Below are 12,852 nucleotides of genomic sequence, written 5' to 3' on the forward strand. Positions count from 1 at the left end.
ATTTACGCCACCCTTGACCATATACAAAAGAACTGCTATACGTCGATTACCGACGGCGAGAAACTCAAAAACAGTTTAAAGCAAGAGAATTTACTTCTTCCATTGTGTATATTCATACGAAACCCCGTATTATACAGAATCAACACTAATCCGACAGTTATGGGGATTTGCTTATTTGGGCGGCGAAGCCGCTATATGTTCTTAGATTCAGAGCCCGAGGGAGAAATTCAGCTACCGCGCAGCGGCGTGCCCTTGAAAGAGAAAAAAAAACGGCTACACTGTTACCAGCGACGGAGAAAATCTACATGTTCTTGAGTTCTTCGCCGTCGGTAACAAAGGGAAAGCCGTTCTTTTTTTCTTCTGTCAAGGGTAGCGTCCATACCCAAGCGCTTACATGCAAGTCATCTTTCGATATGTAAATCTTGCGCATGCAGTATAGTGCTTATTACTTCAGTGAATTATATGCATGCGTGTCACGCAGTGCCACGGCGTAAATGGAACAAAGCAGAAACAAACTCCAACGAAAGAACCATTGTAAAATTTTCGTTGTGACCGCTGCGTCTAGCCCGACCGCGGGAGTGTGTCTGAGCACGCCGGTTTTGCGGGCGAGTTCGCGGGAGCGGTCGGAATAAGCGACGCAGTGGTCACAGAAAATTTTTCAGGTTCTTGTTGGAGTTCGTTTCTGCTTGTTCCAAACCACCCTAAACAAGAATTTAATCGAATAGTTCTTTGGCTTTCGTATAGTTAAATACCGGTCCCTCCAGGCAGACGTACGTTTCATTAATCTTGCAATGACCGCACTTTCCTACCGCACAGGACATCTTCCGCTCAAATGAAACCCAGATTTTCTCTGGCGGAACTCCGCATTTCATACACTCCAGCGCGGAAAATCGCATCATTGGAGGCGGTCCTACGATGACTACATTATAATCCTCGAAGCTGTCAAATGGCACCTCCGGAATATATTGTGTAACCATTCCTTTATGGAATCCCGGTGCTTCGGAATTATCCAGACAGTATGTACAGTGGAATTTTTCTGCAAATTTTGCACGCTCCTCATTGAACAGCACACAGTTGATATCCTTAAATCCGGCGATCAGATACACTGATTTGCAGATTTCCGGATGATCGTAAAAATGAGTTAATGTCGTTTTTACCGGTGACATACCAGTACCACCGCAGATAACAACCAGATTTTTGTTCTCAAACTGTTCCACCGGAAATGCATTTCCATACGGTCCACGCATGAACAGTGTATCTCCTGCTTTCAGGTCAAACACGCCTCCGGTCAGTCGTCCGACTTTACGGATGGTAAATTCCACATACCCCGGGCCTTTTCCACAAACAGAGATCGGCGCCTCTCCGATTTTCGGCAAAGACAGCTGGAAAAACTGTCCGTAACCCGGATCTTTGTCACAGGCCACACGAATCGTAAACTCTGCTGCCGTCTGGCGCAATACATGTATGATTTTGTGCGGTTCCGGTTTCATAATATTTTCCATTGCGCTACGCCTCCTCTCCCGCATTCATTTTTTCAATTTCCGCTGCAAGTCCGTCCACTGCATCAAAGAAAGAAATCTCTTTCGGACATCTCATATCGCAGCGGCCGCATCCGATACACATCTGTGCATCGCAGGCAATCCCATGACTGCCATCCTTTGCGAAACGGTCTGCAAAATCATAAAACTTATGCAACACCTTAAAACGCATGTTTGCTCCTGGTGTCTTGCGGGCACGACCACCACCTGCTGTTTCGGTAAAGGATTCCAGCATACAGGAAGACCAGACCCTGCGGCGCTCACCGCTGCGGCTTCCCTCCTGATAAATAACATCCACCGTATCAAAACAGCTACAGGTTCCGCAGACAGTATTGCATCCGCCACAGGACATGCATTTTTCATCAAACTGATTCCAATACTCCAGATCACTGATCGGTTTTAACATACTGCGGTCTGTGATCTGCGGAATGTGCAGTTTTTTCTGATTTTCCTGTACATATTCCGGTGTGAAATCACAGGCTGATGCAGATGAAAAATCGCTGCTAAGTGCAGCATCTTTTACATCCACCAGCACTTCATTTTCTGTGATACGGACAGCTGCATCGTACTTCTCTGTCTTGTTTGTTCCCATGGAAACACAGAAGCAATCTGCAAAACTCTCGCGGCATTCCAGCATAACTACTTTTACTTTTTCCCGCAGTCTGGCGTAAAAATAATCCGCATGACCGCCGTTTTCCATGAAAATGCAGTCCAGACGTGCCATTCCGTTGATATCACATGGACGGGCAAAAATCAGAACTCCCTTATCGTCTGCCAGTTCACTCTCTGTCACATCAGTATCGGTAAAATAAAACATCGTCTGTGACACCGGATAATACGCTTCCTTCGGGGAAAAATCGGACTGACGATCCAGCACGATCTGATCAATGGTTTTTATCTCACGATAGCGCACTTTTTTCTTTCTCTGATCCCAGGCCGGAGCAAATATATGGTAAGCTTCGGACCAGGCAGCCAGAATATCATTCATCTTGTCAAAATCTACGCGATATCCCATATTGCACCTCCCATTGCCAGCATTTCTTTCTCCTGCTCCAGAAATACGCCAGTCAGTTTTCCTACTGCCTGATAAAACTCTGTCTGCGCATATTTGCTGATATCCATGCAGAAAGCACCTGCCCATTTCAGATGTTTACATAAAAATTCATTCTGATCACGGTTTGACATTGCCACCCGATCCGCATTGTCTGTCTGACAGGCAAGTAATTCTTCCTCACACAGAACTGCCATAAATTCCAGTTCCAGACCGATATGGTCATTCATGGTGCGGAACATATCTTTGCTCGGTTCCCATCCGTGCAGTGCATACAAAGCCAATGTCTCCTGCTCAGTACGTCCGCCGATCTCATGTTTTTTATTTGTATAAATAGACTCATACGGGAACGCCGCCACACCGGTAGCCTCTCCTGCTGCCAGAAATGTCTTCGCATAATCCGCAGCTACATCCTCCAGATCCTCATTTTTCAGATCTGCAATGGACTTTGCCATACACGCATAAGCCTCAGCCAGCTCCGGATTTTCGCAATCTGTCGGAAACTGCATCTGCTTCATATTGGCCAGCGTTTCCGCATCCACTTCCATGATGTACAGACCGCCAAGGAAACGATAAAGTCCTGCTCTGGCTTTTGCCAGCTGTTTTCTTAATTCCACCTGTTTCATCCCTCTTTGGCCTCCTTTTTTTCATTTATTTCCGTGTGCGCGACTTTGGCTTTTTTGAAATGATCTTCAAAGATTTTGTGAGCCATTTCGCTCTCCGGCTCCTCATAAATACCATTTCGCAGTGCTTCCTCAAATTCAAACGGAAGCATATCGATCCAGTTCTGTTTTTTCAAAATAAAACGTCCGGACGGATGATTTCCGTTATCATCCTTCAATGTATACACATGACCTTCATTCTCTGCCAGAATTCTGGATACTTCGCTCTCCGGATCATTGATATCCCCGAAATGCAGTGCGCGACCGGAACAATTTTTCACGCAAACCGGCTCCTCGCCTTTTTCCCGCAGCTGCGCACAGCCGGTACACTTATCCATGACACGCAGTTCCTTGTTAAAATTGTTTGCATGGAACGGACATGCCTTCCTGCAACTCTGACATCCGATGCAGATGTCCTGATCAATGCGGATCACTCCGTCCTCTTCATCCTTGTAACATGCGCCTGTCGGACACACATCCACACAACTCGGATCCTCACACTGCTGGCACATTACCGGCAGAAAATACATCTGCAGATCCGGATAGACCCCAGTCGGTCCCATATGATATAATGTGCTTCTGGAACGGCCCAGAGCCACTTCATTTTCAGTCTTGCAGGCAACCTGGCATCCACCTTTACAGCCGATGCACCGGTCCACTTCTACAACCATTGCATATTGTTTCATCACTCTGCCTCCTCGTTCCCTATGCTTTACCTAACGGAAGCCAATTTACAAAGTCTTCCGGTTTCTGCCAGATGCCTTCCGGCGCACTGTCCGCTTTGGAAATACGCACCTGATAAGCACGGAGTGTATGTGTACCAACGACATCGTTAAACGGTGCGGTGGATTTCGACAATACATTTACATTTGTCTCCTGCCATCCATGTGTCTTTGTATTCATGGTCTCCGGATGCCAGAAACGCTCCATACATACCGTTCCCGGATTGATTCCTTTTGTAACCAGCGCTTTCGCACGGATCTTGCCTCGTTTGGATTCTACCCAGACCCAGTCTCCCGGTGCGATGCCATACGCTTTTGCCACATCCGGATAGATCCAGATCTCCGGAACCGGATACAGTTCACGCATAGCTGCAGCATTACGCAATGTGGAATGATGATAGAATGGCACACGGCCGTTTGTCATAACAAGTGGATACTCCCTCGCTGTATCGTCATCACGCACCGGACTCTCCACCGGCTCCAGATAATACGGCAGCGGCTCATAATCCTTATCTGCCGGTGCAAACTCAATCGGCAGGAACGGCTGACCGGTTCTTCCCAGTGTGATCATACTCTCCACATAGACTTCAATCTTCTTCGAAGGTGTATCAAAGCCCTTCGGCAGCCCTGTCGCTTCGTCAATCTGTTTGTATACATAATAGCTCTTCCATTCTTCCTTGGACATGTACTCGAATGGCGCTTTCTTTTTCATCTCTTCCCAGGTCATTCCAACCGCTGGTGTCAGATGATCAAAAAACTCATCCATAGAATCCCAGTATGGAAGCTGATCTCCCATAAACTCCGGATCAAACGCTTTCTGACACATCTCATGACCAAGTTCTGCACATTTTTTTGCCAGACGGGACCAGATCAGAGTCTCATCCATAGTCTCCCAGAGATGAACCACCTGCTGTCTTGCCACCAGCATATTACAGGTCTCCACGATCATATCTGTCTCAAGCCACTCCTCCGTCGGCAGTAAAATATCTGCGTAGCAAGAAAAAGAAGTCGGATACATATACATATGTACAATAAAATCAAGCTTCTCAATGGCCTCTGCCCATCGTCCGGACTCTGCCAGTACACCAAGTTTATTTCCGGAACGGTCGATCCACATTCTCGGCTGATACGGTTTCTCTGTCAAAATTGCGTTCAGTACACTGCCCGGATGACCTGCATACCAGATACTTAAGCCCTTGTGCTCTCTTCCACCCAGACGTTTCTTCAACTGCTCCGGCGGCAGACATTTCAATGCAACCGGAACCGGATAGTTCGGCACTTTCAGCACGCCACTGGTGCGGAACCGCTGCATCAGTGCGCCCGGTTTTTCCAGATTACCCATCAGGAAATCAATGGTATCCGCAGCCATGGCAGCCTGTACGGAATTCGGTGTCTGATCCGTAGCCACGCCAAGGCAGATGCCGCTTGGAGCATTCTCCAGATACATCTCAATGGCAGCCTTTATACGGTCTGCATCCAGCCAGCAGATTTCTGCTGCTTTCTCCAGTGTGAACTCCTCGCAGCGCTCATATAACAACTGCATACCTGTCTTGTATACTTTTCCATCTACCTCGTAAGTACCCCATAACGCCGGAGATAATTGTTCATTGAACGGATACTCCATTGGCTGCATGGAATCTGTTTTTTCATCCCATACATAAAACGTATCCGGCGCACCGTTTTCGCCTTTTTTCGCACGGGCAAAATAGCGGCTCTCCACCTCTACCAGATACGGCAGGTTCGTCCATCGTGTCACAAACTCCTCATCGTATCTGCGGTTTACTAAAATGTATCGAATCCATGCCATCTGCAGGGCAACGTCTGTACCCGGACGGATTGGCAGCCAGATATCTGCTTTTGCCGCATCCGGTGTAAAACGCGGATCGATGCAAATCGTCTTTACACCCTTGGCACGCAGTTCGTTTACCATACGGCCGCCGCTGGCCGGTGCAGAATAAGCAGGACCTGCCCCCCAGAGCACCAGACATTTAATCTTGGCATTTTCATAATCATACAGCTCCAGCGCATTGGAATCCGCAATACTGGAATCCGCACCACCATACATCATGGCACAGGACAGAACACGCGGCAGATAACACTGCGCACAGCCCGGCTCGTACCAGTTCGGTGTACCGAAAATATTACAGAAACGGGCGATACTCCAGATCTCCGGATTTCCACCGCCTCCTGTAGTGCAAAACAGAGATTCCGCGCCATATTTTTCACGGGTTTCCATGGCTTTTTCAGCCACACGGGTCAGCGCCTCATCCCATGTAATTCTTCTCCAGCGTCCGCTTCCGCGCTCACCAACGCGAAGCAGCGGATATTTGTTTCTGTTCGGATGATACAGCGCCTGAATACCGGACAGACCTTTGGCACACATGCGTCCCTGGCTCATCGGATCCACCGGGTTACCCTCTAACTTCACGACACGACCGTTTTTCACATGCGCCAGGACACCACAGTTTGCGATACAGGCACGACAGGCCGTTTTTACAATTTTCTCTTCGTCATCGATTTCCATAACTTTCGGCTCGCATTTAGTCAGATATCTGCGCTTTGCAGTCACCTGATCCAGCCCGGAAATTGCCAGTGATGAGAAAAAGTTTTTTGCATTTTTCACCAGTTTTCCCTCCTTAAAAATCCAGAAAATACTCTGAAATAAACTCTCTCCTGATAGTTAGTTTTGTTTCTTGTTGTTTTGTTGTGTTTGTTGGATTTTATTGGTATACCAAGAGTATTCTTGTTGATTTTATTATAGTGGATTGGAAGAAAGATGTCAATAAGTCTCGGGGAAATACAAAGGGATGTCCAGAGGGGAACTCTCTCTTCCAGGAAATCAGCAATTTCTTCTACACTAAAAAAATAGCCATCTGGAACTTAATCCAAATGGCTCACTAACACTTATAAACTATTCCTTTTTAGCCTATCATACAATAGGCGTTTGCGAAACGCCTATCCGTATTTAAAAGTGGAAGGAATGCGCTTACACATTCTTTTATATTTCGCATAAAGTCCGTTCCTCCTAAATAGAAAAGCTCTGCTAAAATAGCAGAGCCTCCAACATTTTCTTTCGAAACACACGGTCTCTAGCCAGATTGTGGTAAATGTCAAACCCTTATAAAGCTCGTAAGGCACTGCTCTCTGGCACAACGCCTTACTTCCATGCTTGGCAGACACTCAAGTTGCCTGTCTTTACTATTATATTACCTAGCTTGAGAAAATATGTCAATCAATAATTCCTGATTTTTTCGAAAATTGTCCATAATAAAGCGACCAACTCACTTTAACAAACACTGTCTGGCAAATTGGATACGCACGCTAAAACATTCATTGCAGAATAGAATCGATATAACGCCAAAATTCTTCAACGCTAAAAAACATCTGTCAAGGAACTTACTATCTTTTTCTTTGTGTCCGGTGACATATAGTATCCTATACGTTCCACCGAATATATTGCTTTATATCTAAATATAAATAAATCCAGCATCTGTTGAAACATACTATCCAGCCAATAATGAGACACTTTATAATTCCAATCTATTAAGCAATTTAACAATGAAAAATTTTTTACAGCATGATGATGATTGCAACATTCACAATAAATAGTCCGATAATACAATAAATCTTCTTTGGTAAACCACTGCATCAAGCCCAAAAACTCTGTTCCACATATTTCCATGTATTTTTCATAATTATCTTTTGCTCTTGGAGACATTTCATCTCCATAAAAATGAAATAATGCATTGTTTGATTCTGTCAAATCGTATGCAATCTGCTTACACAATGAGAGATAATGATATGCTACAATATAGAGCACTTTATCTATATCATCATTCGTTTCAATAAGATCACACAATAAATCTAAATATTCCACTGTCAACCGATGTTCTACCGAACCTAAATCCGTTCTTAAAGAACCTCTCCGCTCTTCATAGATACATCCGTGAATTTCGCATGTCCCTTTTAGCAAATGCTCTTTACTCGCTCTGTCAACTTTCACAAAATCAGACATTTTATATCCTTTTGAAATATCTTCAATTTTTGAAAAAATATCTTTATGTTCAGCCAGAAACTTGTGAATATCCTCTCTTGTCATAAACAGCCCCGCTTTCTGTACATTCAACCTTCTGTACATTACTCATTAGTTTTCTTACATTATACAGAACATACGTTCTTATGTCAATTAAAAAATATTCAAAGACATTTTTATTTTTATTTAATAAAAATGGAACGATAATTTTCTTCAATATAAAAAGGATGTCCACCAGGGAATCTCTCCCTGATGGACATCCTTTTCACTTCTTATCCGTTATTTCATTACTGCTCCGTACCAGTAAGATACTGTGGTGCCAGGTAAATACCTGTCAGCGCAGAAGTTCCCGCGGATGTTCTCGCTGCCGCTGCTCCTGTTTCAGCTTCGGCACGATACCGGTGATCCAGTCGCGCTCCACGCGACAAGTGCGGCACTGCTCACTATCCTTCGGATAGATGCGTCCGCAGACACAGCGCCAGTAGAAGTTCTTTTTCTCCGGCACACAGTGCAGTTTCAGGTTCGGCTTCTTTTCTGCCACCTGAGCACGGAAGGGTTCTTCAAACTCTCCCAGCGTCTCAAGGGCTTCCGGCTCCGGCATCGGACGCAGGCGAATGTCTCCACGGAAGGAATCATCACCGGGATATTCCGCACGGATCACGCGAATGGCAAAGGAAACCGCTTCCTCCTCCATCACGATATCCTCGAAAGTTCCAAAGGTACGACCGTCCGGAATCTCAAGTCCGTAATAGTTGTACTCCACTTCCCTGTCCGCCGTCGGATTGCCGTTTTTGTCAAAGGTTTCTATCATAATGCTGAGACCGTACAACGTCATTGCCTCTACATTTCGAAAAGTGATCTGGAGCACATTCACCCCATAATCATTGTTGTAGCAGAGCTGCATCTTGTCGACTACGACAGGGCTGCCTTCTTCAAACAGCGTCTCCGGATAATCTCTTAACTTTTTGTTTCTTGCCATAACTCACTCATTCCATTTCTTATTGTTCCTTATGGATATACAGCAGGTGAAGATCCCCTGCTGTATAAAGTCTGTTCACCAACACGCTTTCAATCGTATCAGAACGTTAGTTACTGGATTCTGATCCATTGCTTTCATTGTTATCTGTTCCAGTCTTTGGATTGCGATACCAAAGGTTTGAATCCTGAATAACATCAAATGTACTCAGACGGTTAACATTGAAGATAATGTAGTCGCTGGCAACTTCTGTACCATCAATGGTCAGTTTACCAATCAGCTTGTAGTTGCCAAGTGGAAGATTATACGCTGTACCTTCTGTTTGAGCAAATACCAAAGAACTATTATAGCTATAAACAGTATTATCATTTGCATCTTTCTCGCCTGTAGCATTTACACTAGCGGATTTCATAATTCTTAATATCTGTGTCAGCTGTGCTCTGGCTGCTTTCTCATTATCACCAATCGTACCTTCTTTGTAGCCTGTTGTTACTTTATTCGCTTTAACATAATTCAGATAATCAACAAGCTGTTTCATATCTCCATCAATTTGCTGACCAGCGGAATATGTTGTGCCATTTACAGTAGCACTTACAGCACTCAGCGTTCCGCTTGATGTTACTGTAGCCTCACAGGTTACACCTGACTGCGGATTGTTTGCCTTTACGTTATAAGCATCACCAGTTTGTGTAATCGTATATGCTCCTTTGGTTTCTGCCGAATCTGCGCTGTTCATATACAGATACCATGGATATAACTCTGCTTTTCCATTGTTCATTAACAATGAGGTATTTTTGTTTCCATCTGTTAAGCCGAGTAAACGAATGTCTCCATAGTTAGCAACTTTCTTCCAGATATTGTAGCTGTCATTCTGTTTGTAGTACAATTCATATTCCAGTGAAACATTCGAATCATCACTTGGTTTTACACCTGAAAATTCATTTTTAACAACGATATTTTCTATGTTATCCGAATTCAGGTTTACACTAAGCTGATTTGTCTGATCTACTGTCATGCGGTATCCATACTCAGCTCCGGTACCGATCGTTGTCAGCGGAATTCGAATCGTCTTAATTGCACTGATACTATCTGAACTCTGTAACCATGTATACGGTTATTCCTCACTTGAAGAAAGGTTATTCAGATATTTAATCTTCGTACCACTTGCCATTGGAACTGTTGACTCATCGCCTGTCGCAGAATCAACTTTTATAATCTTACCAATGATATCCAGATAATGCTATGGATTATTTGCCTCATCATTTGCAAAATTATATCCGGTACCCTCAAACCAGTCATACAGATCAAAGTCGATCTTCAATTCTGTATTTTTACTATAGAAATACGTATCATCTTTCTTATCCTCTGGCTGAAGCAGATCTAACTGACGTTTGGACTCTAATGTAATATCATCGATGCATTTCGTCTGATACGTTTTTGCATACTTATCAGAATAAGCCATTGCAATGCTGTTAGAAGAATTCTTCATTGCTACCCAGCTGTCATAAGTACCTGTCTGCAGTTTTGATGATGAATCTGTATTCTTCATATCAATAACAAACAAGAATCTTTCTACACCAACGTTTTCAACATCCTTTATCACGTTATATCTGTAATTACAATAAAAATGGCGAATTTCATTAAAAAAAACATTAATTTTTGTTGTTGGTTTTATCTCATGGTGGTGGGGTTGGAGTGAAAGAGGAACATCCTCGCGGAGCGTTTTTATGTAATAGGAACATTACGTAGTAATTTCCTATTACATAAAAAAGGTTCTGACCAGTGGTCAGAACCCTTATTAAAAAAGCTCTATGCTCCGTTTCAGAATTCCCTTCATCTGCGCAATCGCAATTCCATAATTGGTAAACGGCACCTTCTGGTCAACAGCACATTTCATACGGTATTTCACCTCGCGCTCATTGAGCATACAGCCGCCGCAATGGATGACCAACGCATATGGTGTCAGATCCTCCGGAAATTCTGTGCCGGAGCTTGTCTCAATGATAAGTTCTTTTCCGGTGTGCTGCTTCAGCCATCGTGGGATCTTCACAGTTCCGATATCGTCACACTGACGATGATGGGTACAGCCCTCGGAAATCAGGATTTTATCTCCGTCTCTCAGGTTTTCAATCGCCTGAACACCTTTCACAGCGGTATCAAGGTATCCTTTGTAACGCGCCATTAAAATGGAAAAAGAGGTCAGTGGAATGTCTGCCGGCACTTCTGCTGATACCTGTTCAAAAGCCTGGCTGTCGGTAATCACCATTGCCGGACGCTTGCCAAGTTCTGCCAAGGTATCGTGCAATTCACTTTCTTTCACTACGATAGCTGCTGCGTTTGCCTCCAATACATCGCGGATGGTCTGCTGCTGCGGCAGGATCAGACGTCCTTTTGGTGCTGCGGAATCAATCGGAACTACAAGGATTACAAAATCCCCCGGGTTCAACAGATCACCTACGATTTTCAGTGTCATGTCTTCGTTTGGTGTCAGTTTTCCGATGCATTCCTTTAACTCATAAATTCCATCACCGGTAAGAGCGCTGACATACTGTTCCGTTGCATTCTGCGGACAGACTTCTGCTTTTTTTACAAAATCTTCTGAAAGTAAATCTGCTTTGTTATTTACAACAATATATGGAATCTCTTTTTCCTTAAAAATGCGGATCAGATCTTCGTCGCACTGCTTTTTCCCTTCTGTGGCATCCACTACAAGCACTGCGATATCCGTCTTGTTCAATACCTGTTTGGTCTTTCTGACACGCAGCTCGCCCAATGCCCCTTCATCATCAAAGCCAGGTGTGTCAATGATCATCACCGGTCCGATTGGCAGCAGTTCCATTGATTTATAAACCGGATCTGTGGTCGTTCCCTTCGTATCTGATACAACTGCAAGTTCCTGTCCCGTCACAGCGTTTACCACGCTGGATTTGCCTGCGTTTCTCCGTCCAAAAAAGCCAATATGTACACGATTGGCACTTGGTGTACTGTTTAATCCCATTTTTTATACTCTCCTTTACTTCCTGATTTGCCGCATTTTTGCGTATGCGTTTATTGTATCACTACCATTTTTTTCTTACAACAAAAAAGAGAGGATTTGTGCTGCGGAACGAATATGAGAAAGAAACGGCGGAAATATCATTATTGGTATTTCCGCCGTTTTACAACTCTGGATATTCGATTTACTGTAAGGCTTTCTCCGCATATTCTGTGGTCACCACATCTTTGTAACCCGGTCGTTTTTCCAACTGTCCGGCACTTTCCAGAATATCTAACAATAATTCAAAGCTGTCCTCGGAAAATACAAGGTCTGTTTTCCATGTATCCTGCTCCTGATAACGGCGGATGATCGTCGTTATCGTCGCGGTATCTGTCTCAGAAAACTGCGGCTGAATGATGGAAGCAATTTCTTCCGGTGTATGCGTATTGACATATTCCATGCCTTTTTGTAATGCATCGGTGAATGCCTGAATAATATCTGGGTGTTTCTCCATATAACTTGTTTTTGCACTGAATGCGGTGTATGGCACATAGCCGGAATCCACACCAAGGGATGCTACCACATAACCGGCATTTTCCTGCTCCAGAAGGGTTGCACCCGGCTCAAATTCTACCGTATATTCACCCTGACCGCCGGTAAAAGCTGCTCCGGTGGAACCAAAATCAATGCTCTGGTCAATGTTTACTTCGGATGGATCAATTCCATTCTGTTTTAAAATATATTCAAATACCATCTCCGGCATGCCACCTGTCGTCACTATTACAATGTAAATATTCATCCGATAGTTGTTTTGCAGTGGTTTCTGCTGAGATATCTGACGTATCCGGCAGATAGTCTTTGACAAGCACCGTAATTTCTTCTTTTGATTTTAC

The 12,852-nt window shown here is 44.2% G+C and carries 11 protein-coding genes; all 11 read right to left on the reverse strand.

The window, feature by feature from the left end:
* Positions 1-713 precede the first annotated feature (713 nt).
* The 11 genes from asrB to Q0I54_RS11845 all read right to left on the reverse strand — a co-directional run bounded on the left by asrB (position 714) and on the right by Q0I54_RS11845 (position 12,713).
* A complete protein-coding gene (gene asrB, locus Q0I54_RS11795; RefSeq protein ID WP_294786840.1) occupies positions 714-1,502 on the reverse strand; it encodes an anaerobic sulfite reductase subunit AsrB in 789 nt (262 codons plus the stop codon).
* Between the two features lie 4 nt (positions 1,503-1,506).
* Positions 1,507-2,553 (reverse strand): anaerobic sulfite reductase subunit AsrA, encoded by a 1,047-nt coding sequence (gene asrA, locus Q0I54_RS11800; protein WP_296118855.1) that lies wholly within the window; start codon positions 2,551-2,553, stop codon positions 1,507-1,509.
* On the reverse strand, positions 2,538-3,215 hold the full coding sequence (locus Q0I54_RS11805) for a molecular chaperone (protein WP_296118857.1): 678 nt from the start codon (positions 3,213-3,215) through the stop codon (positions 2,538-2,540). The genes asrA and Q0I54_RS11805 overlap by 16 nt, the downstream gene beginning before the upstream one ends.
* A complete protein-coding gene (locus Q0I54_RS11810) occupies positions 3,212-3,937 on the reverse strand; it encodes a 4Fe-4S dicluster domain-containing protein (protein ID WP_296118860.1) in 726 nt (241 codons plus the stop codon). The genes Q0I54_RS11805 and Q0I54_RS11810 overlap by 4 nt, the downstream gene beginning before the upstream one ends.
* 19 nt (positions 3,938-3,956) lie before the next feature.
* Positions 3,957-6,596: a molybdopterin-dependent oxidoreductase gene (locus Q0I54_RS11815; protein WP_296118861.1), complete on the reverse strand. Its 2,640-nt coding sequence runs from the start codon at positions 6,594-6,596 to the stop codon at positions 3,957-3,959.
* A 750-nt stretch (positions 6,597-7,346) separates the two neighbouring features.
* Positions 7,347-8,072 (reverse strand): hypothetical protein, encoded by a 726-nt coding sequence (locus Q0I54_RS11820; protein ID WP_296118862.1) that lies wholly within the window; start codon positions 8,070-8,072, stop codon positions 7,347-7,349.
* Between the two features lie 268 nt (positions 8,073-8,340).
* Positions 8,341-8,985, reverse strand: a complete 645-nt coding sequence (locus tag Q0I54_RS11825; protein WP_296118864.1) for a hypothetical protein — start codon at positions 8,983-8,985, stop codon at positions 8,341-8,343.
* Positions 8,986-9,091: 106 nt separating this feature from the next.
* The gene (locus Q0I54_RS11830) at positions 9,092-9,997 is read right to left on the reverse strand and encodes a hypothetical protein (RefSeq protein WP_296118866.1); all 906 of its coding nucleotides are present in this window, start codon (positions 9,995-9,997) and stop codon (positions 9,092-9,094) included.
* 225 nt (positions 9,998-10,222) lie between these two features.
* The gene (locus Q0I54_RS11835; RefSeq protein WP_296118867.1) at positions 10,223-10,585 is read right to left on the reverse strand and encodes a hypothetical protein; all 363 of its coding nucleotides are present in this window, start codon (positions 10,583-10,585) and stop codon (positions 10,223-10,225) included.
* 195 nt (positions 10,586-10,780) lie between these two features.
* Entirely contained in the window at positions 10,781-11,980 is a 1,200-nt protein-coding gene (hydF, locus tag Q0I54_RS11840) for a [FeFe] hydrogenase H-cluster maturation GTPase HydF (RefSeq protein WP_296118869.1), read from the reverse strand.
* Positions 11,981-12,161: 181 nt separating this feature from the next.
* Positions 12,162-12,713, reverse strand: coding sequence for an ABC transporter substrate-binding protein (locus tag Q0I54_RS11845; RefSeq protein WP_367270846.1), 552 nt, complete (start codon positions 12,711-12,713; stop codon positions 12,162-12,164).
* Positions 12,714-12,852 lie beyond the last annotated feature (139 nt).

Source organism: uncultured Eubacterium sp. (genome assembly GCF_934295145.1).
Lineage (GTDB): Bacteria > Bacillota > Clostridia > Lachnospirales > Lachnospiraceae > Eubacterium_I.

What these genes read in the sequence shown, in the direction of transcription:
- asrB (WP_294786840.1), bottom strand. Translation starts at nt 1,502, where the DNA reads ATGGAAAATATTATGAAACCGGAACCGCACAAAATCATACATGTATTG.
- asrA (WP_296118855.1), bottom strand. Translation starts at nt 2,553, where the DNA reads ATGGGATATCGCGTAGATTTTGACAAGATGAATGATATTCTGGCTGCC.
- Q0I54_RS11805 (WP_296118857.1), bottom strand. Translation starts at nt 3,215, where the DNA reads ATGAAACAGGTGGAATTAAGAAAACAGCTGGCAAAAGCCAGAGCAGGA.
- Q0I54_RS11810 (WP_296118860.1), bottom strand. Translation starts at nt 3,937, where the DNA reads ATGAAACAATATGCAATGGTTGTAGAAGTGGACCGGTGCATCGGCTGT.
- Q0I54_RS11820 (WP_296118862.1), bottom strand. Translation starts at nt 8,072, where the DNA reads ATGACAAGAGAGGATATTCACAAGTTTCTGGCTGAACATAAAGATATT.
- Q0I54_RS11825 (WP_296118864.1), bottom strand. Translation starts at nt 8,985, where the DNA reads ATGGCAAGAAACAAAAAGTTAAGAGATTATCCGGAGACGCTGTTTGAA.
- Q0I54_RS11830 (WP_296118866.1), bottom strand. Translation starts at nt 9,997, where the DNA reads ATGACAGTAGATCAGACAAATCAGCTTAGTGTAAACCTGAATTCGGAT.
- hydF (WP_296118869.1), bottom strand. Translation starts at nt 11,980, where the DNA reads ATGGGATTAAACAGTACACCAAGTGCCAATCGTGTACATATTGGCTTT.
- Q0I54_RS11845 (WP_367270846.1), bottom strand. Translation starts at nt 12,713, where the DNA reads ATGGTATTTGAATATATTTTAAAACAGAATGGAATTGATCCATCCGAA.